Genomic DNA, 20,078 nt, shown 5'->3' with positions numbered 1-20,078 from the left:
TTTTGCCTTGTAAATGTCGTGTCTCTTGTTTGCCATATAAAATGGGCCTCCTTGATATTTTAAGATTTTATCATAGAAGACCCATCAATAAATGTCTTATATTAAATTTACAGAGATTTTTTCAAAGGCTCATTTTAGGCCCCTATTACTATACACGCTTTTTTCAGACATTTTTTTCAACTTTTAACTGTAAAAATTATTTTCGCCAAGATTTCTTTTTATCAAAAACGATGTATGTGCAAAAACTTATTGATGATTGTTTTTTATTTTATATCCGCGAACTTCAATTTGAGCATCGCAAAGCCAAGCTGTTTTTTATTATTTTTTTCATTGATTTACAAAGCCTATTTATTTTAGACCTATGCAACCCGTCTGCGGTATTTACCAAATCACAAACTTAGTCAATGGAAAAAGTTACATTGGACAATCCATCAACATTTCAAGCAGATGGAAACAGCATACGCAATCACTTGATAAAATCAAGAATCCTGATGAAGAAAATCCACTCCGCAGAGCATTTTGCAAATACGGGCTAACGCAACAAGTTTCGCAACCGGGTATCTATGGCAATTTCAAATTTGAAGTTCTTTTAGAATGTGACAGAGATAGCCTAACAGAATACGAATACGCAAAAATAGACGAGCTTCAACCAGAATATAACAGAATGATGTGTCCACCTAGCCCCGACAGAATGTGGCCTAGAAAGGACAACAACAATCAAGAATTCTGCTATGTGCAATACCATAATTACGATGCGTTAAGATACATACCTGGAGAAGAATCCATTCTAAACAATCAAGCAGAAGATTTTTCAACCACAGTATCAAAAAAAAGAGACTGCTTAAAACTGAAAGGCCAGAAAATCTACTTAATTCTTGGAATAAAACAGGATTTTCACAAATGAAAAGATTTTTTCTTATGGGAATATACGCAAATAGAAGAAGTTTCCCTTATTGAATCTATGCACGGCCTAGAATACTCATTAGAAGGAACCCGTTTTCTCTGCAAAAATCCAATTCATCTAAACAACCTGCCCGATTTTGACCATTTTGCCAAACACACTATGGGTTCATTTGCCTATGGAATGCAAAATGCTATAAACGATCCATTTTCTAAATATATTCTAGACGAATCGAATTTTATTCAATGCAATAATATTGAAAATAAACTAGAATGGCTTGCTAATTTTGAAGAGCAACTCGAAGACAAAACACTTTGCTTAACAAAAAGAACTGAAAATGGCATTGATTTCGACTGGTTTCGTTTTTGTGATGACGAACAAAAAAGCATCATATTAAAAATGAGGTATTCCAAAATATTTACCTGGGATCCTTATTTCATAATTAACCAGTTCAAAACATTGCGAAAAAAATATCCAAGCATAAATAGAGTCACTCTTTTTTTAAACGAAAGCAATCTTGATTTCGCTAAAGCATTCCCTAATATTACATGCGCAATTCTTTACCCTCAAAAACACCATGAATCATGGAATGAAATCATTGAAGAATTAAAGCAGGTCAAAAACATTGAATTAGAACCAATAGATTAGCCCAGTTCTAACACCAAAAAACGATTCTTGCCTTCACGGAAATGACATTTTAGGGAGCATTTCTTTCGTCTCTCGTCTTTCGCCTCTCGTCTATTTTCTAAATTTGCTCGCACTATGAGCGAAGAAGTTAAAGAAGAAAAGAAAGAAGAGAAAGTCAACCCGTTCCTGACTCCCGTTAAGATTATCGAGCCGGAACACAAGCTCCCCGACTACACTTTTGACATGCTGCCCGAAGAACAGAAGGCTGTTCTCGCACAGCACGGCTGGACCGACTTGATGCCGGTGCAGCGCAAGACGATTCCTTACATGCTGGCCGCCCGCGATATGCTGGTGCAGTCCAAGACCGGTTCGGGAAAGACCGGCGCCTACGTGCTCCCGCTTTTGCAGGTGATTGTACGCGACCATATTTTCCCGCAGGCTCTTATTCTGGTGCCGACTCGCGAACTCTGCTTGCAGGTTCAAGACGAAATTGAGAAACTTTCTGCCGGCACGGGCATCCGTTCCGTTGCGATTTTCGGTGGCGTGAGTTACGAACCGCAGCTGAAGGCACTCAAGAACGGCGTGCATATCATTGTAGCAACACCGGGCCGACTGATGGACCATGTGCAGCGCGGCAATGTAGACTTCCTCGACATCCGCGACCTGATTCTGGACGAGGCCGACGAAATGCTCTCGATGGGTTTCTACCCCGACATGCAGAAGATTCGCCGCTACCTGCCCAAGCAGATTGCCTGCACCATGTTCAGCGCCACCATTCCGCAGACGGTGAAGAGCCTCGCCCGCGAATTCCAGCGTCCGAGTGCTGAATTCCTGTCGCTCAGCTACGACAAGGTGATCGCAAATAACCTGGAACACCGCTGGTACCCCTGCGACGTGATGGACAAGGATTCCATGACCATCAAGGTGCTGGAATACTACAACCCCGAAAGTTGCATGATTTTCTGCAACAAGAAGAGCGACGTGAGCTACCTGGAACAGGTGCTTTCGGGCTACGGATTCAACGTGGGTGCCCTGAGTGGCGATGTCGCCCAGAGCATGCGCGAAAAGACCTTGAACGCCTTCCGCGACAAAAAGCTCCGCATTCTCATTTGTACCGACGTGGCGGCCCGCGGCATTGACGTGGACCACGTGACGCATGTGATTGTGTACGACCACCCCGACGACCACGAAGTGTACGTGCACCGTAGCGGACGTACCGCCCGTGCGGGCCGCAGCGGTCTTTGCATTTCGCTGATTACACCGGTCGAAGAAATCGACATGAAGCAGACTGCCGCTGACTTCGGCATCAACTTCATCAAGATGGAAGTACCGACAAACGAAGAAATTGCAAAGAAAGTAAGCGAACGCGTACGCGCCAAGCTCGAACAGGAAAAGAACCACTTCGGTGGCCAGAAGGCCCGCGAACGTATCAGCCGCGTGATTCCGCTGGTGAAGGAACTCGCAAACGGCACCGAAGAAGACCAGATGCTGCTCGCCTACCTTGTTGACCGCTACGCGTGGAAAAAGTAAACAGTAGACAGTGGTTAGGCCGTCAGGCCGCAAACAGGAAATTATCCTAACCACTAACCGCTAAGAACTAACCTCAAAGTGAGCAACGCGAGCGCCCTCACACTTCAAAGCGCGAAGCGCGAGCTCAAAACTTCAAATGGCTAAGATTAAAATCAAATCTGCAAAAGAAATCGAACTGATCCGCGACGCCGGCGCTCTCGCTGCCGAAACGCTGATCCGCGCGGGCGAAATGTGCAAGCCCGGCGTCTCCACACTCGAAATTGACGAATTCATCGGCGACTATACCCGCAAGCACAAGGGTATTTCGGCCTGCATGGGTTACCACGGTTATCCGCGCTACGCCTGCATCAGTATCAACGAAGTCGTGTGCCACGGCATCCCGAGTGCAAACACCATCCTGAAAGACGGCGATATCGTGAACATCGACATCACAACAATTCTTTCGGGCTACCACGGCGATACATCCGCCATGTTCTGCGTTGGCCGCGTCAGCAACCTCGCCCAGGAGCTGGTGGACACCGCCAAGTTCTGCATGGAAGAAGGTATCCGCGCCGCTGGCGAACAGGGTGCTCGCTACTATGACATCGGTAACGCCATCCAGGACATCGCCGACGAACACGGATTCAGCGTGGTCGAAGACTACTGCGGTCACGGTATCGGTCGCGGTTTCCACGAAGAACCGACCCTGTACCACTTCCGCAACAACGTGCTCAAGCAGTTTATCGAAGTCGGAAACGTGTTTACCGTGGAACCCATGATCAACGTGGGTCGTCCGGGCACCAAGACGCTCAGTGACGGATGGACAGCAGTGACCCGCGACGGCTCCTTGAGCGCCCAGTGGGAACACACCGTGGCCCGCACGAAGAACGGAATTGAAATTTTAACGCTCCCTCGCTAATATAATTCGGACTTCGGAATTCGGATTTCGGAGTTAAAGTTCAACTTAATATTAACTCTGAATTCTGAAATCCGAACTCATAATTGATTATGTCGCTGTTAGGTAACTTACGCAACAAGGCGGTCGAAGCCTTTGTCAAGAATCACGAACTGGTCAAGCGCTTCGGCGATGTCCAGTCCATCTCTATTGATTCGGACAACGGCACCGCCGACGTTAGCGTGCTCCTGCACGGCGAAATTTTCCCGATTAAGTTCCGCGGCTACTACTACTTTGACGACACCGACAAAGGTACCGACATCGTCATCCGCAAGATTACCAGCGAACGCGAATGGATAGACCAGGCGCTTTCGTACTGGCTCGAAGGCAAGACCTTCCGCTATACCCTCCCCGGACTCGCCGGCGGAATCGCGAAGATTATATTCTAGGCTATGAATCGTGAGGCTAGACACCTCAAAGGCACAAAGTGCCGACCTCATAGCTCATAGCGAGCTTGCGAGCGACCTCATACCTCATAATAATGTATATTAGTCTCTTAAGGAGTTTCTTATGAGCGATTGTACCGACGAAAAGATGGAAAAAATCAAGGAAAAGCTGAGTTCGCTGCTGTTCGAGCTGATAACGGACATTCCGGAGTCCCTGTACTCCCCCACCGAGAACTCGGACGACAAGATTAACAAACTGATCCGTCAAGCGGCCGTCAAGGCCTCCATGGTCAGCGCCACCCTTTCGGTTCCGGCGGGCGTCACGGGCGTTCTGACCTCCATTCCCGACATTGCCGCCATCTGGCGCATCCAGGCGCAGCTCGTATCCGATATCGCCGCTACCTACGGCAAGTTCGCCCAACTCAGCCGAGAAGCCATGGTCTGGTGCCTTTTCCGCCACAGTGCAGCGCAGCTGGTCCGCGACATTGCCGTCCGTACCGGAAGCCGCATCGTGGTCCAGAAGCTCTCGCTTGCCGCCCTTGAAGTACTGCTCAAAAAGATAGGTCTGAAGATTTCGACAAAGCTCCTCGGCAAGATTGCCCTCCGCGCCATCCCGGCCATCGGGGCAATCGGGAACGGGGCGTACTCCTTCTACGACACCTACGAAGTCGGGAAAACGGCCGCCGCCTATTTCAAGGCCCTGGCGGACAACCCCGAGGAACCGGTAGTCGAAGACGCCGAAATTCAAGCATAAACCCACCCCTCTCCAAAGTTAAGCCCTTGAAAGGGGGCTTTTTTTTTCTATCTTTGGGCGCAACTCAAACATCAACTCCATTTGTGGAATAAAATATGAAAAACATTGAAAAGCACAGAAATATTGGTATTTCTGCCCACATCGACTCCGGTAAGACCACCCTTACCGAACGTATCCTCTACTTCACAAAGCGTATCCACGCTATCCACGAAGTTCGTGGTAAAGACGGCGTCGGTGCCACGATGGACTCCATGGAACTTGAACGCGAACGCGGCATCACGATTCAGTCTGCTGCCACGTTTGCAAACTGGACCCACACCAAGTCTGGCGAAGCCGACACCATCAACATCATTGATACCCCGGGGCACGTGGACTTCACGATCGAAGTGGAACGTTCTCTCCGCGTGCTCGACGGTGCTATCCTCGTGCTCACCGGCGTGGAAGGTGTTCAGTCCCAGTCTATTACCGTTGACCGCCAGATGAAGCGCTACCATGTGCCGCGCGTCGTGTTCGTGAACAAGTGCGACCGCTCCGGTGCAAACCCGCTCCGCGTGGCTGTCATGCTCAAGGAAAAGCTCAACCACAAGCCCTGCGTCATGCAGATTCCTATCGGTCTCGAAGACCAACTGAAGGGCGTGGTCGACCTCGTCGAAATGAAGGCCTACTACTTCGAAGGCGCTAACGGCGACGACATGATCGAAAAGGAAATCCCGGCCGAACTCGTTGACCAGGCTAACGAATACCGTGAAAAGCTGATCGACTGCTGCGCAGACTACAGCGACGAAATCATGGAAAAGGCTATGGAAGGCCAGTATGGCGTCGACGAAATCGACAAGAACCTCATCAAGGCCACCATCCGCAAGGCTACCATCAGCCTCGAAGTGACCCCGGTGTTCATGGGTTCCGCTCACAAGAACGTTGGTGTCCAGAAGCTCCTCGACGGCGTTATCGACTACCTCCCGAACCCGACCGAAGTTGAAAACAAGGCTCTCGACCTCGACAACAACGAAGCCGAAGTCGTGCTGAAGTCCGAAGACAACGCTCCGCTCGTCTGCTACGCGTTCAAGCTCGTGAACGACCGCTATGGCCAGCTCACCTACATCCGTATTTACCAGGGTACCCTCAAGAAGGGCGACATGATCACCAACATGGCCACCGGCAAGAAGGTGTCCGTGGGCCGTCTCGTGCGTATGCACGCCGACGAGATGGTGGATATCACCGAAGCCGGTGCAGGCGACATTGTTGCCCTGTTCGGTATCGACTGCGCTTCCGGTACTACCTTTACCGATGGCAAGAACCACTACAACATGACTTCTATGCACGTGCCGAATCCGGTGATCGAACTCGTGATCGAAGCCAAGAACCGCGACGACCTGGACAACATGTCCAAGGCTCTGAACCGCTTCACCAAGGAAGACCCGACGTTCCAGGTGGAAGTCGACAAGGAATCCGGCCAGACCATCATCAAGGGTATGGGCGAACTTCACCTCGACGTTTACATCGAACGTATGCGCCGCGAATACAAGTGCGACGTGACGACCGGTGCTCCGCAGGTGGCTTACCGCGAAACCATTACCCGTCCGGCCAAGTTCGACTACACTCACAAGAAGCAGACCGGTGGTTCTGGTCAGTACGCTAAGGTTGTCGGCGAAATGCGTCCGATGGCTGTCGAAGGCGACCAGGAAAAGGTCTACAACTTCGTGAACTCCGTCGTGGGTGGCCGTATTCCGAAGGAATACATCCCGTCTTGCGACAAGGGTTTCCAGAGCTGCATGGAAGCTGGTTCCTTGATCGGCTTCCCGGTTGTGGGTATCGAAATGGAAGTCCAGGATGGTGCATACCACCCGGTTGACTCCTCTGATATGGCGTTCCAGGTTGCAGCCCGTATGGCCTTCCGCGAAGCTTTCGAAAAGGCTGGCGCTCAGATCCTCGAACCGATCATGAAGGTCGAAATCCAGACTCCGACCGAATTCCAGGGTTCTGTCGTGGGTAACGTTTCCCAGCGTCGTGGTACCATCACCGGTACGAACGAAGAACTCGGCATGACCACCATCACCGCCGAAGTCCCGCTGTCCGAAATGTTCGGCTACGCTACTGACCTGCGTTCTATGACCCAGGGTAAGGCTGAATTCACCATGGAATTCTGCAAGTACCTCCCGGTTCCGAAGAACATCCAGGACGAACTCATCAAGAAGTACGGCGACAAGGCCAAGGCTAGAGCCTAAACAGACCGGTTTGACTAGACTTAAGTAGTTTCTTACTCTTCAGTCAAACCTCTCACGACCGCCCCGGTTTAATAACCGGGGCTTCGTCGTTCACAGACGACCGAACCGGCTAAATTCAACAGAGTTCTTACTCTGGAGCCAGTTCTCTCGCCACCACGACTCGTTAAATAAGCCTAAGCCGAATACAGCAGAAACAAGCTTGCTTGTTTATATTGTTGAGGCGCTGGTTTATGCGATATTATCGCAATACGAGTCGCTTGAGGCTCACAAAAAAAAGCTAAGCCAAACTTCTTAGAAGTTTAAAATCCTCGGTGCAATGCACCGGGGATTTTTTAGTTGGTCATCCTGATGGGAGACCGTGAGCCACAAAGCCCCAAACGTAAAGTTGGGGCGGTGGCGAGAGCACGAGCCAAGTATAAGAACCAACTTATTTGCAGCTCGTGCGGTCATAATACTCACCGGGTTCTTTTTTTGCTAGTCATCCTGGAGCGATTGAAAATCGCGACGGGATCCACAAAAAAATCCCGCAGGTTTTACCCTGCGGGACGAGTGGAATTAGAAGAAAACAAGCGTGCTTCCGGTCTATTCTACCCCGTGATTTGCTCCAGCATCCCTTCGCTAAACCAGAATGGACTGGAAGCACATTACATAATATACCGTAAAAAATTTGCTTGCGGAAAAAATTTCGTAAAAGTCTTATTCCAAAGTGGAATGCTCCAAATTAGAGTCCAATGGATTGCCGCGCTACGCTCGCAATGACTTTTTTTTTAGCCTGTTTCCACAATTCTTGCAGGCCCTCGAGGCCAATGTCCTTCATTTCCTTGCCCTGATCGCGGGCCATCTGCTCGACAACACGGAAACGGCGTTCGAACTTGGAGTTTGCGCGTTCCAGCGCAAGGGCCGCGTTGAAGCCGCAGTGGCGCGCCACATTCACCAAGCTGAACATGATGTCGCCAAATTCATCTTCCATACGCTCAATATTGCGATTTTCTGGCGAGGCCGCTTGCATTTCGGTGCGAAATTCACTAAATTCTTCTACAGCCTTGTCAAAGACAGGTTCAGCCTCGGTCCAGTCAAAGCTCACTTTGGCTGCACGGCGCTGAAGTTCCTGGGCACGTGCGAGCGTCGGCAAGCTCTTGCTTACTTTGTCCATAGCAGACTTGCCCGCCATTGGTAGATTATTCTTTTCCTGCGCCTTGATGCGTTCCCACTGGCGAACAACGCCTTTCGAATCATCGACTTTCGCGTCCCCAAAAACGTGAGGATGGCGTCGGATCATCTTTTCGCAGATTCCCTGCACCACGTCGTCGATTGAGAAATCCCCATTTTCCTTTGCGACCTGGGAATGGAATACCACCTGGAACAGGACATCGCCCAGTTCCTCCGCCATGTGGACCTTGTCGTCCGCCTGTGCGGCGTCAATGTATTCGTGGGATTCTTCGACAAGATACGGCAACAGGGACTGGTGCGTCTGCTGACGGTCCCAAGGGCACCCTTCGGGCGAACGGAGGGTGGCCATGATATTCAACAAGTCTTGAAAGGAGTATTTCATGACCCACAAAGATAGAAAGTATATGGAACTTGCGCCCGAAGATTTTCCTCTCGCCCTTTCCCAATCCAAGTTCATGCCGAAGCGCCTGTACGGCATCGGGACACTCCCCGAAAAAGAATCCGTCGGAATCGCCATGGTCGGCACGCGCCGTCCGAGCAATTCCGCCAAAGAACTCTGTCGCAGGCTCGTCAAATCGCTCATCGGAACGAACGCCGTTGTCGTATCGGGACTCGCCCAGGGCATCGACAGCTACTGCCACGAGGCCGCCATTGAATACGGGATTCCGACCATCGCCGTGATCGCTCAAGGGCTCGACATTCCCATTCCCGGAGACCGCGCCACACTCGCCAGGCAGATTGTCGACAAAGGAGGCTGCATTCTCACTGAATACGAAAAAGACTTCCCCGCCTACAAGGGGAACTTCCCGGCAAGGAACCGCATCATCAGCGGACTCTCTCAAGGAACGGTTTTAGTACAAAGTAAACTTAAGGGCGGAGCCCTGATCACCGCCGACAACTGCCTGCAAGAGAACAAGCCTCTGTTCGCCGTCCCCGGAGATTTCGACAGCGAAGTCGCAAGCGGCCCGAATTTCTACTTGGACCAGGGAAAGGCAACCCCCGTCTTCATCCCCGAAAGTCTGCGTCTGGTTGCCGGGCTTCCGCAGGTCAAGTCAAACGATTCTCTCTGTACGGCACCGAGTCTTTCTCAAGTTGCCGCCACCGGATGCACCCTTTCACCCGACGCGCTCCGCCTTTTCAAGCAGTTCAACGGTTTCCGCAAGACTTTTCCCGACCTTCAGCGGGAATGTAACCTCAAGCCAGTCAACATATTAGCTATATTAACAGAGCTGGAACTTGCCGGATTGGCAAGCACTCCGGACAATTTCCAATTCTACTTTAACGGGACACCCTGACTTGAACAAACGATTCTGGTTAACCTTGCTCGCAGTCGTCATCGCCATCGCGGTGGTGGCGTCTCAGTTGCTGTTCGGTAAAAACAGCATCAACCAACAGAACAAGGTCGCCCATGACATCGAGCTCTACCAGGCCAGAATCGACTCGCTGAAGCATGCCATCGATTCTTGCAATATCGAAATCGAACGCCTCAAAAACGATTCGCTCTACAAGGAAAGCCTCCTTCGTACTCGCTACGGTATGAGCCGCAAGGGCGAGAAAGTTTTCCAGCTCGTTCCGTAATTGCTATATTTCGCGCATGGCTTACGTTCTTTTGATTCTCGCTTCGTTGATCGGTCTTGCTGGTTGCGCATATTTTCTGCGCAAGAACATTCTTGTAATCCGCGAAAAGAACAAGAACGAGCCCAAGGCCTACAAGCGCAAGCTGAACTACGTGCTCACGGGTCTCTGGTACGGCTACCTGACAATATTTTTCCTAGGCCTGACCATCAATAACCTTGGCAACTGGTAGTTCATTCGGATTTCAGAATTCGGAGTTCGGAATTATTTTCTTCTAGCAGCTCCGCCGCGATTATTCAAATTCTGAAATCTGAAATCATAATTCCGAATTTTCTCGTAGCCAGCGTTCGTACAAGAAGAGCGCGATCAAGTTCTTTCCATCGACAAATTCGTGGGCGGCCTCTTCGTAAGGCATCACCACAGTCTTGATCCATTCGATTTCTTCGGTGTATTCCTGGTCGCGGCCATCCATGGCTTTCAGCTGTTCGGGAGTCACGTCACGTTCGATGGCATACAAACGAATGCGTTCGTCCAACAGGCCGCAACTCGCTGCAAATCCGTCGCTCTTTCCCTTGTACCAAAAATCCATCAGGTCAATCAGTTCGGAATCTTCCGCCTTGATCTGAGCTTCTTCTTCCAGTTCAGAAAGCGCCACCTTGCGGTAGTCCCCCGTCCAGTCGAGGATTCCTGCGGGAATCTCTAGGGAAGCCTGTTCGCTGATGGCAAAGCGCGGCTGGCGCACGAGCAGCAAGTACTTTTTCCCTTCGCAACGGAGCACCACCAGAACACCGACCGCATTACCGCGCACCAGGACAATCCCGTGCACCGGGCGCCCGTCGGGGAGTGTCGCCGTGGCGGCTAGCTTGATAAACAACGGCTGACGGCCCTTACGCAAAAAATCCACCGATGCAAAATGCACCTTATTGACGACAAATTTTTTCTGGGAGGCTTCGAGCCAATCCTTGTAAATGCGGGATTCCAGGATAATCGGGCGGTCCGCCTCGGCAATTTCGGGAGAATAAGTATATTCGATCATTTTTCTTTCTGAATCAACGTATCCGGAGCGACGGTCGCCTTTTTCCAAGTTGCAGACAAGCTATCAAGTACTTTTAGCGAATCCGAATCCACGACCATCACCGTTCCAGACAAATTATACACCATCCAATTTTTCAGCGATGACGGACCACAAAAGGTTTCATCGCCATCGGGAGTCAATAGCTTACGGATAAAACGCACCCGGTTGCCAATGCCGTAATTGCTGACCGCAATCGAATCGTAGCTTCCGCAATCAGGGATATTTTCCATATAGTAAGTGCTGTAATGCCAAATCGTATCGGGGCGTTCCTGAACACTTCCCAGTTCGGTAGAATCGTTTTCCCACTTGGAATTGATGCAGTAAACGGAATCGGAATCGGCACAGGCGTAATGCACGGGAACCAGGTTCGTATCATTAATATTCCAGCGGCTCGGATAAATCGTATCGGCAACCGTGTTGACGCAGTTATCGACGCGATAGGTACAAATGGACTTCATCGTACGCCAGTAGAACACGCGCGGCGTCAGTGAATCCAGCACACGCATAACAGTCGGAACGGTCTTGCCATTCTTCTTCTCCTTGGTACGGAGCGGATAGGCGTGCACATCCGCAAAGTAGGAATCTAGGTAGATATCGAAAGTATCCTTCGTAATGCTCCCACGACGAAGCAGGATTGAATCCAGAAGGGAATCCGTATCGTTTTTCACCTTGATGAGCCCGACACCATCCATCTGCGAATTTGAAAGCAACAACTTGAGAACCGTATCGGGGCGGTAATAAGGCGCAGGGCAATCTTCAGAAGTCGCGTGAATTTTTAGCACCGGTGAAATCCAAAGGACGGAATCTTCCTTATGGAGTTGCAGGTCGATCGATTCCAGAGCGCAGTTAGAAAAGGTCCACATCTGCCCCATGTTCAGGAACAGGGTATCCTTCGACAGATGGATTGTCCGGCCCGAATCTAGTTTGGCCGCCTTGAAAAATCCCTCGCCACGGTAGCTGAAATGATCGACGGATACTTCCATCGGGCCATCGCTATCCTTTTCGCAACCCGCAAGGAACAAGGCCATGCAGGCAAGTATCGTCAAGAGACCGGATAGAGACTTAAGGCAAAACTTCATAAGACCAAAAGTATTAAAAACCGATCGACTTTTCAAAAGAAGAAAGCGAGTCTGGCAATACAGGGTGAGTCAAAGCGTAAAAATCGGTCCAGCGAACAAACTGACCGTTCTGACGGACCGTCAAGAAAAACATGGCACTGTCCCTAGGCAAAAGCCGTCCCAGCACAGAACCGATGCCGACAGAATCACCGACAGACAGGGAATCACCGATAGCCCCCATTCCGGAAGTCTTGCTCGCGACATTGTAGCCATGATCCAGTTCGACAAAGAAACCCAGGGAATCGCGCCCAATCTCGATAACTCGGCCCGGCAGCACCGGATAAATCGGGGCCTCGCCTATTCCGTAAAACACGTCCATGGCCAGGAGGGATTCCTGCCCCTCGAAGTCGAAACCTTCGCTAATCGGGAGGGCGGACCATTCCAGCGGAAGCTGCGGGCACACGCCCGGGAACTTGCAGCCGGTATTCTTGGAAATCCAGAAACGGGTCGAATCCTCGTTCATGTAACGCAGGTAAACGGCATTCGTGGAATCCTCGTGCACCACGAGAATCGCGTCCTTGAAATCTTCGACAGGGGCGACCCAGTGCAACTTGGACTTTTCACCCTTGCGAAGCGACGCCACGTAGCGCAAAAAAGGATTGGGCAGGCGTACCACCGGAACGGAATCATCCAAAATCCACGAACACTGGGCCAACCCACGCGGCAACTCAAACGGAGTTCCCCCGTACAGCTTGCAACGGGAATCCCAAGTTTCAATCGGGACCTCATCGGAGTTTCCCGGCAACGGGAGCGCATCGGCGATCTTGGATGTCAGACCGGACCAATAAGCAAAGAAAGCCGCCAATGCCAGCAACAATAGCCGGATCAGCGGAAACTTATGTTGGGGATTGTAGTTTTTTCTCTTTCCCTTATATTCTTGGACTTCGAACGACATCGGACTAGATGTAGAAGAACGCGAGCGTTCCGCCCACAGCCGCAAGCAACAGCAGGACCACGATAATTACGGTCTTTGCCGAAGACGGTTCATCGTCGAACGGGACATCCAGGCCTTTTTTCTTGGAACCCGGTTCTTCTTTCGCAATGGCGTTGAAGCTCTTGGTAAAGCGACGGTGCTGACCCGTACGACGATCCAGATGCGGCGAAGGAGCAGGCTCAGACGCGGCGCTGACATTCTGCGAGGCAACAGCGGCAGGTTCGCCAGCAGATTCCGTAGCAGATTCGCCCTCGGGCGACTGGGCGTGCAGCGAGAACGACATCATGTCCGCTTCCAGGGCGAAAACCTTGATGTTCTTGTCGAGCCCCGCCTTGCGGAGTCCATCGACAATGGTCTTGTTATTGGTCAGGACAGCAAACATTCCCCTACGATCTTCCATTTCCTGTTGGAACTGGATAAAAGCGTTGTAGGCATCGCTATAGACAAAGTCAAGTCCGGTCAAGTCAACGGCCAAGAACTGTTCGTCCTTCTTTTCGGCAAGGAGCGCGCGAACGTCTTTCTTAAACTGTTCAGCATCAAAAGCCCCGATAGGATTCAAGGGGGCTGAAATCAAATCGAAAACACCAACTTCGCGATAGTTCTTTAATTGCGGCATACCTTAAATATAACCTAAAAAATGCAAGTTGTGCGATTAATCACAAAAAAAGTCAAAAAAACTCCCATTTATTCCAGCACCTCGTCATCTGTCTCGATAATAGGTGCAGGGGCAGGAACCGAGGTCTGAGGAGCAGCGGGGGCTGCCTGCACAGGTTCCTTTTCGGGCGTAGACGATTCAGTCGCAGTGACTTTCGGAGCGGATTCGGCAGGCATTTCCTGGACGGATTTTTCCACAGGTTCATCCGGTACGCGTTCCATTTCTTCGTAGGCATCCGTCTCTTCGGATTCCTCGGTAAGCACCTTGGTCGTACGGACGGTCGCCTCGGTCGTCCCCGGCCTAGGTGAATGAGAAAACAGATACGGGCTGATGCTCACGCTCACGCGGTGCACCGGCGAAAGCACAGGATGCGATTCAAATGCGTAGTCAACCTTCACGAACTTCGCAATGGTTAGACCCGCACCCGCAGTCACGCTCTGGAAGGTGGTAAAGCTAGAAAGACCCGCACGCAGGCTGAGGCCGAAGTCAAAGGCGAACTCGATACCGCCGCGGCCACCCGAGAGCCAGTCCAGGGGATTTTCCCAGACGCGCTTGCCACGGGACTCGTCCGTTTCGTAATCCATGTCGCGGGCTTCGCGATGCAAGAGTTCCGCTCCCTGCCAGTACAGGTTCAATTTGCCGTACAGGTACGGTACCGGGAGACCGTAACTTGCGGCCAGATAAAGTTCAGGAGAGGAATACTCGAACTCGCCCGATTCCCAGGACGCCGCCGAAGAAGTCCACCCCTTCAAGAGGGTCGATACGAATAGTTCATCGACAAGGCGGTAGCGCAGTCCCGCATCGCCACGGAAGCCCCAACCGGTCTGGTCCATTTCGCGATAAAGCCCGTGGAAGCCGATACCCAATTCGAGCCTATCCGTAATGCGTCGGCCAAAAGTCAGCGAGAAAACCCAGTCGGCAATCGAAAGCGTGTTATAGTTAGAGCCTTCGGGAAGCGGTTCTCCTTCCTTGATATAGGGAATATCGTCTGCACCGAAACGGGAGAACGAGATACCGAGGCCCTGTCCCTCGCCCAGCGGAACGACCGCCGATGCGAAATCGTACTTGGTGTCCTCGTAATATTCCGTATGAGAAAAGGAAGCCCAGGCATAGTTCACGTTTGCAAGCTGGTAGGGGTTCGACATCAGCCCCAGGTAGTCACCGTCGACCGCCATGGTCGCAGAACCGAGTGCCGCCGAGCGCGCCCCCGGTTCGATATCGAGAGTCGCATTTGCACCCACGACACGGTCGGCAGCCCATGCACTCGACACGGCAACCAGAGCAATACCCACATATTTTTTTGCAAACGCCATACTTTGATTCTCAAAATAGAATTATTTTTAGGGTGAAGACCACCAGGAACATGTTTTAGATGAACCTTTCGGAACACATCGGACATTTTTTGCAGTACATCGCGGACAGGCGGCGTTTTTCGCCGCGCACGGTGGACACTTACCGCAAGTCGCTGACGAAATTTCTGGAGCATCTGGGTGCAACCCCCGTTCAGGACGCCCCGCAGGAATCGTTTCCACCGTTCGAGAACTCTCCGGAACTCTCCGCATTTTCGGATACGAACGTCAAGGCCTTCGTATGGGACCTGAAGATGAAGCAGAAGCTAGCCCCGACAAGCATCTGCGAACATTTGGCAGCCTTAAAGAGCTTTGGCAAGTACCTGGTCAAGAGTAAAATCACCGAGAAGAATCCCGCCGAAAACGTGCCGATGCCCAAACGCCCCAAGCGCCTCGTGAACGTGCTCGGGCAAAAGGACCTCGCCGAAGAAAAATTTCCCGAACTACCCGAGAATGCGACACTTCCGCAAGTGCGCGCCCGCATCCTGCTAGAACTCATCTACGGTTCGGGCCTGCGTATTTCGGAATGCCAGATGCTCACCTGGGACCGCATCAACGAAAAGGAATTCCTGGTGCGCGTACTCGGCAAGGGCAACAAGGAACGCATCGTACCGCTCACCGAAAGTTTCGTGAGTCGCATCGCAAATTACAAACAAATGCAACTTGCGGCGGGACACGTTCCCACCGCCACCGGCTACGTTTTCTTAAGCGAAGACGGCAAGCCCTTCGGACTACGCACGCTCCGGAACGACATCCAGCACCTGCTTCGCGAAATCGGCTGGGAAGGCAAGGCAAGCCCGCACGTGCTACGACACAGCTTCGCCACGCACCTGCTCGAAAACGGCGCCGAAATTATGAGCGTCAAGGAGATGCTCGGGCATTCGAATATCTCCACCACTCAAGTTTATACTCATGTAAATGCAGAACGCCTGCGCGCCGCCTTCAAGAAGACGCACCCAAGAGCATAAAAAGTGGCTAGTGGTTAGTGATTAGTGGTTAGGATTATAAACCTGTTTACTAACCACTGTTTACTAACCACTGTCTAACTAAAAGAAGCTTCCCTTGATGCCGACGGCGATGGTCCACTGCTGGCCAAAGTCACTCCAATCGGGAGCGTCCCACTTACGCATGGGGCTTTCATCGTATTCGTCGCTCGGGTCAGCCGCATTGGCCTTGTCGTGCAGCGGCAGCGAAACGGCGAGGAACACCGGGAAATCCGCATTCGAGAACTCGATGCCATAAGCGAAAGCCACAGACCACGCCTGATGATCAGGGTCCGGACGCGGATCGTAGGTACCGACCTTTTCGGAGTTGATCCAAGCGACTCCGAGCGGAATCGAGAAATTCACGCCGAAGCTCTGCACGATTCCCGGACGGCCACGGTAACCATAAGCGATAGAACCACCGACAGAAGGAGGAGTGTAGGCGCCAAGGTCGTTTTCGCCATACGGCTTGAAGCGGTACTCGAAGCGATCGCCCTTATGGTCCATATCCTTCCAGTAGGAATCGTTGAATTCGTTTTCACCCGAAATCAGGTGCATGGCAAACGGATGCGTGTAGCTAAGACCGTAAAGCCAAATTCCCTGGTCGGTATCTCGGCTGTAATCCCAGCCGAGAGTGAGCGAATACAGGCCCGAGCCCTTCTGGAAGCTACTCGGCAAAATTTCTTCGGCGGCATCAGTACCGCGCTTGATGTCGTACTGCCCCGTAGGAATGGTGAGACTTGCCGAAAGAGATGCGGCACCACCGCTACCGATTGTCTTGCTGAAGTCAAAGCTGATATCACCCATACCGCCCGTCGTACGGTCGGTCGGAATCTGGTTGCTGCGGTACTGCACTTCGCCACTGTGGCTCATCCACGGAATGGACACGCCTAGCTTGGTGGACCATGTCGGCTTAATCGAAAAATGCGGAGTAAATGTCACACCCGAAAAATTCTGCCCGACGCTGTACTTGGTAAAGACTTCGGTTTCAAGGTATCCACCCGAAACACCCTGACCAATCCACTTGATACCATCTCCCGAGCCGCCACCCGAGCCACCGGCACCGCAACCGCCGATAGACTCCCACGGAGTCGCCACTTCGACAGGCGAATTCAAACCAGCATAAAAAGCAACGCCCGAAAGAGCCGCCACGGCAGCTCCCGACAAAATCCCGCTAAATAAACTCTTCTTCACGATTCACCTCACGGGAGTTCAAGCAAAAAGCCCAAGTTTGTACCGGTCGCCACAAAGCGACCATCAGGAGAACGTCCGCCAATCATCGGAATCGGGGCAATTTCAATCACATCCCCGGCCCAGGCAAAAGCAAGGTCGGCAGGAGCCCCCGTCGCAACCGAGACTTCGCGCATCACCGTACGACCAGCACTCCCATCTTGCACCGAAACTTCGGACAAGTCATTCTTGTTCACAAACTGCGATCCCTGCGGGAATTCCGTCCACATCACGAACAGGCGTTCCGCATAGGCAAACCAGCGCGGTTGAACCGGTTCCGAAATCATGCCCGAAGACTTTTCAATTTCAATAGGCTTCGAATTTCCGGACAATTCCTGAATAAAGGATTTCCACCCCGTCATCGAAGAATTGATCATGTTGTAGACCACATAATTTCCATCAGGCGAAATCATGGGGCTGTCCATCATCCAGCCATCGACTCCCGACGGTTTCTTGAGCGTCTTTGCCCCCTTGGTTCCGCCGTTTGCATAATCCACAAATACAATTTCATCTTTCTTGTTCACATAAACCAGGCGCACCTGATTCGTACCGAAGAAACCTTCCACCGTGCTATCCGCGGCAGCCGTATCGGGTTCGGCACCAGTTTCTACCCACAGGTGAGGCGTCGCAAATTCGCTCATTTCCTTGTTGTAGAAAAAGAACTTTTTCTTGTCGGACATACGGACTGCAAACATGCCGTAATCCATATCGCTTTCCTTACAGCCACTTTCTCCCTTGGAATTGAAAGCGCGGAGAGCAACGATATAATTCGGATGCGTACTCCATTCAGGATCTTGGAACTGGCAATCTCCCGCCTCGGTATCGCGCATCAGGTACCAGAGCACCTTGCCCGACGTATCGGACACCGAAAGGCGATCATGCTGCACCACCTTCGACGTCGTGTAAACGGAATCCGGAGCCTTAACCTTGAGCGTGCCGCCAAAATTCAACCACAGCATCGAAGCCGGGTAGTTTTTAGGATCTTGAGAGACCGAGGGATTGCAAATTTGCTTTCCGTCGTTCACCGCATAAAGCGTCCCCATATCGGTCACCGAATTGTTGGAGTTCGAATTTTCCCCTTTTTCAGATTCCACGAACTGTTCAGGTTCGTAAACGCATGCCGAAAGGGCGAACATTAAAGATAAGGCTGTAAGGCTTAAATATCGCATCAACCGAAATATACTAAAACTTAACCCGTTTTATGTGGTAGAAGTAGATTCCCATAATCACAGAAATCGTAAGAACCCAGCTTATCGGATAAACCACCATCAACGAGGCAAAGGATTTGTACCTGGGGAACACGAAAATCACCCAAAGGATTCGGATTCCGCACACCCCCGCCATGCAGGTAAGCGCAGGCGCCAGGGACTTGCCCATTCCCGAAAGCGCCCCGGAAAACACATCCAGGAAAACGTTAATGAACAAGAGCCCCACCACCACATACATGCGGATGGAGGCAATTTCAATAATTTCGGTATTCGACGTAAACACCGAAAGCATCGGATAGGCGAAAATGCAGCAAAGCGCGCTCAAGACAACCGTAGAACAGCACCCTAGTAAAAGCGACCAGCGGACGGTGCGGCGGCAGCGATCCATATTCTTTGCACCGAAATTCTGCCCCACGAATGTCACGCACGCCTGCGAAAAAGAACTCAGCCAATAGTACACCACGAATTCGTAATTGAGGGCTATCGACGAAGCCGCCACCGTTGCAGAACCGAGGCTATTGATAGCCGACTGCAGGCACACATTGCTAAACGAGAATACGACGCCGCGGAGTCCCGTCGGAATCCCTACGCGCAGGATTCGGCTCAAGAAGAAGGGTGTCACGCGCAACTTCCAGAATTCCAATTTGAAAGGCCCCACCTCATGCAGCAAGAGATAGAACAAAGTAACGCCACTGATAGCATTGGCAATGACCGTCGCGATTGCCACACCCGACACGCCCAGGCCAAAGCCCGCCACCAGAACCAGGTTCAGCACCACATTCACTGCACCTGCCACCATGAGCACATAGAGCGGGCGCTTGGTGTCGCCCTTTCCGCGCAGGATCGCCGCAATAAAGTTATAGACCATGGCAAAAGGCATTCCCACAAAGTAGATTTGCAGGTAAAGCACGGCGTCGTCCAGAATGTCTGCCGGAGTCGAAATGGCCGAAAGAATGGGATGCGCGAATAGGACTCCCACGAACGAAAGGAAAATTCCGCTAAAGAACGACACCATCACCGAAGTGTGTACACTGCGGGTCACGGAGCGGTAACTGCGTTCACCGATGGAATTGGCGACCACCACATTCGCCCCGACCGAAATTCCCACGAACAGGTTGATGAGCAAATTGATGACGAAAGTGTTCGCACCGACCGCCGCCAGCGCCTTGTCACCGGCGAACTGCCCCACCACAGCAACATCCGTCAAGTTGAACAGCTGCTGAAAAATGCTGCTCAAGGCTATCGGAATGGCAAACCACAGGATTTTCCTACCCAAGGGGCCATTCAACATATCTACATTGGTCTTTGCCATACTCACCTTAAAATCGGGCGTAAATTTAGATTTTCACGCAGCCGCCCACAAGGGCATTTTTCTACCTTTACTACGCAAAAAAATAGAGCGGCCCACAATTTTCCAGGTCGCC

20 protein-coding genes are annotated in these 20,078 nt (G+C 51.5%); 11 read left to right on the top strand and 9 right to left on the bottom strand.

Annotated features, from left to right (window positions below; translation table 11 throughout):
• The first annotated feature begins 361 nt into the window (after positions 1-361).
• The 7 genes from BUA93_RS01045 (at position 362) to fusA (ending at position 7,357) form a co-directional block, all read left to right on the top strand.
• Entirely contained in the window at positions 362-904 is a 543-nt protein-coding gene (locus BUA93_RS01045; RefSeq protein ID WP_072976681.1) for a GIY-YIG nuclease family protein, read from the top strand.
• A 57-nt stretch (positions 905-961) separates the two neighbouring features.
• Positions 962-1,549, top strand: a complete 588-nt coding sequence (locus BUA93_RS01040; RefSeq protein WP_072976679.1) for a hypothetical protein — start codon at positions 962-964, stop codon at positions 1,547-1,549.
• Between the two features lie 114 nt (positions 1,550-1,663).
• Complete coding sequence (locus BUA93_RS01035) at positions 1,664-3,058, top strand: DEAD/DEAH box helicase (RefSeq protein ID WP_072976677.1); 1,395 nt, start codon at positions 1,664-1,666, stop codon at positions 3,056-3,058.
• Between the two features lie 136 nt (positions 3,059-3,194).
• A complete protein-coding gene (gene map / locus BUA93_RS01030) occupies positions 3,195-3,956 on the top strand; it encodes a type I methionyl aminopeptidase (RefSeq protein ID WP_072976675.1) in 762 nt (253 codons plus the stop codon).
• Positions 3,957-4,045: 89 nt separating this feature from the next.
• Positions 4,046-4,381 carry a hypothetical protein gene (locus BUA93_RS01025; RefSeq protein ID WP_072976673.1) on the top strand — a complete coding sequence of 112 codons (336 nt, stop codon included), beginning with the start codon at positions 4,046-4,048 and terminating at the stop codon, positions 4,379-4,381.
• Positions 4,382-4,502: 121 nt separating this feature from the next.
• Positions 4,503-5,132 carry an EcsC family protein gene (locus BUA93_RS01020; RefSeq protein WP_072976671.1) on the top strand — a complete coding sequence of 210 codons (630 nt, stop codon included), beginning with the start codon at positions 4,503-4,505 and terminating at the stop codon, positions 5,130-5,132.
• Positions 5,133-5,227: 95 nt separating this feature from the next.
• Positions 5,228-7,357 carry an elongation factor G gene (gene fusA, locus BUA93_RS01015; protein ID WP_072976669.1) on the top strand — a complete coding sequence of 710 codons (2,130 nt, stop codon included), beginning with the start codon at positions 5,228-5,230 and terminating at the stop codon, positions 7,355-7,357.
• 721 nt (positions 7,358-8,078) lie between these two features.
• Here the strand turns inward: fusA and mazG are convergent.
• Complete coding sequence (mazG, locus tag BUA93_RS01010; RefSeq protein ID WP_072977223.1) at positions 8,079-8,909, bottom strand: nucleoside triphosphate pyrophosphohydrolase; 831 nt, start codon at positions 8,907-8,909, stop codon at positions 8,079-8,081.
• Here mazG and dprA point away from each other — a divergent pair.
• From dprA to BUA93_RS00995, 3 genes are read left to right on the top strand one after another with little or no spacing between them, the layout of a single operon-like run.
• Positions 8,908-9,822, top strand: coding sequence for a DNA-processing protein DprA (dprA, locus tag BUA93_RS01005; RefSeq protein WP_072976668.1), 915 nt, complete (start codon positions 8,908-8,910; stop codon positions 9,820-9,822). The genes mazG and dprA overlap by 2 nt on opposite strands.
• Before the next feature lie 25 nt (positions 9,823-9,847).
• Complete coding sequence (locus BUA93_RS01000; protein ID WP_254793789.1) at positions 9,848-10,105, top strand: FtsB family cell division protein; 258 nt, start codon at positions 9,848-9,850, stop codon at positions 10,103-10,105.
• A 16-nt stretch (positions 10,106-10,121) separates the two neighbouring features.
• Positions 10,122-10,334: a hypothetical protein gene (locus tag BUA93_RS00995; protein ID WP_072976664.1), complete on the top strand. Its 213-nt coding sequence runs from the start codon at positions 10,122-10,124 to the stop codon at positions 10,332-10,334.
• Positions 10,335-10,418: 84 nt separating this feature from the next.
• Here the strand turns inward: BUA93_RS00995 and BUA93_RS00990 are convergent, their stop codons facing one another.
• From BUA93_RS00990 to BUA93_RS00970, 5 genes are all read right to left on the bottom strand, one after another.
• The gene (locus tag BUA93_RS00990) at positions 10,419-11,138 is read right to left on the bottom strand and encodes an NUDIX domain-containing protein (RefSeq protein ID WP_072976662.1); all 720 of its coding nucleotides are present in this window, start codon (positions 11,136-11,138) and stop codon (positions 10,419-10,421) included.
• Positions 11,135-12,256 carry a hypothetical protein gene (locus BUA93_RS00985; RefSeq protein WP_072976661.1) on the bottom strand — a complete coding sequence of 374 codons (1,122 nt, stop codon included), beginning with the start codon at positions 12,254-12,256 and terminating at the stop codon, positions 11,135-11,137. The genes BUA93_RS00990 and BUA93_RS00985 overlap by 4 nt, the downstream gene beginning before the upstream one ends.
• 13 nt (positions 12,257-12,269) lie before the next feature.
• Entirely contained in the window at positions 12,270-13,190 is a 921-nt protein-coding gene (locus tag BUA93_RS00980; RefSeq protein ID WP_072976659.1) for a M23 family metallopeptidase, read from the bottom strand.
• Positions 13,191-13,194: 4 nt separating this feature from the next.
• A complete protein-coding gene (locus tag BUA93_RS00975; protein ID WP_072976657.1) occupies positions 13,195-13,845 on the bottom strand; it encodes an STAS domain-containing protein in 651 nt (216 codons plus the stop codon).
• 68 nt (positions 13,846-13,913) lie between these two features.
• Positions 13,914-15,197: a hypothetical protein gene (locus tag BUA93_RS00970; protein WP_072976656.1), complete on the bottom strand. Its 1,284-nt coding sequence runs from the start codon at positions 15,195-15,197 to the stop codon at positions 13,914-13,916.
• 59 nt (positions 15,198-15,256) lie between these two features.
• Here BUA93_RS00970 and BUA93_RS00965 point away from each other — a divergent pair, with 59 nt between their 5' ends.
• Positions 15,257-16,201, top strand: coding sequence for a tyrosine-type recombinase/integrase (locus BUA93_RS00965; protein WP_072976654.1), 945 nt, complete (start codon positions 15,257-15,259; stop codon positions 16,199-16,201).
• Between the two features lie 78 nt (positions 16,202-16,279).
• Here the strand turns inward: BUA93_RS00965 and BUA93_RS00960 are convergent, their stop codons facing one another.
• The 3 genes from BUA93_RS00960 to BUA93_RS00950 are packed head-to-tail and all read right to left on the bottom strand — an operon-like array spanning position 16,280 to position 19,966.
• Complete coding sequence (locus tag BUA93_RS00960) at positions 16,280-17,410, bottom strand: hypothetical protein (protein ID WP_139257639.1); 1,131 nt, start codon at positions 17,408-17,410, stop codon at positions 16,280-16,282.
• Between the two features lie 8 nt (positions 17,411-17,418).
• Positions 17,419-18,615: a hypothetical protein gene (locus tag BUA93_RS00955; protein WP_072976642.1), complete on the bottom strand. Its 1,197-nt coding sequence runs from the start codon at positions 18,613-18,615 to the stop codon at positions 17,419-17,421.
• A 13-nt stretch (positions 18,616-18,628) separates the two neighbouring features.
• Positions 18,629-19,966: an MATE family efflux transporter gene (locus tag BUA93_RS00950; protein WP_072976640.1), complete on the bottom strand. Its 1,338-nt coding sequence runs from the start codon at positions 19,964-19,966 to the stop codon at positions 18,629-18,631.
• Positions 19,967-20,078 lie beyond the last annotated feature (112 nt).

The sequence above is a fragment of the Fibrobacter sp. UWH4 genome (genome assembly GCF_900142475.1).
Classification (GTDB): domain Bacteria; phylum Fibrobacterota; class Fibrobacteria; order Fibrobacterales; family Fibrobacteraceae; genus Fibrobacter.
Note: the sequence above shows the minus strand (reverse complement) of the source record. Positions and strands in the feature narration are given on the sequence as shown.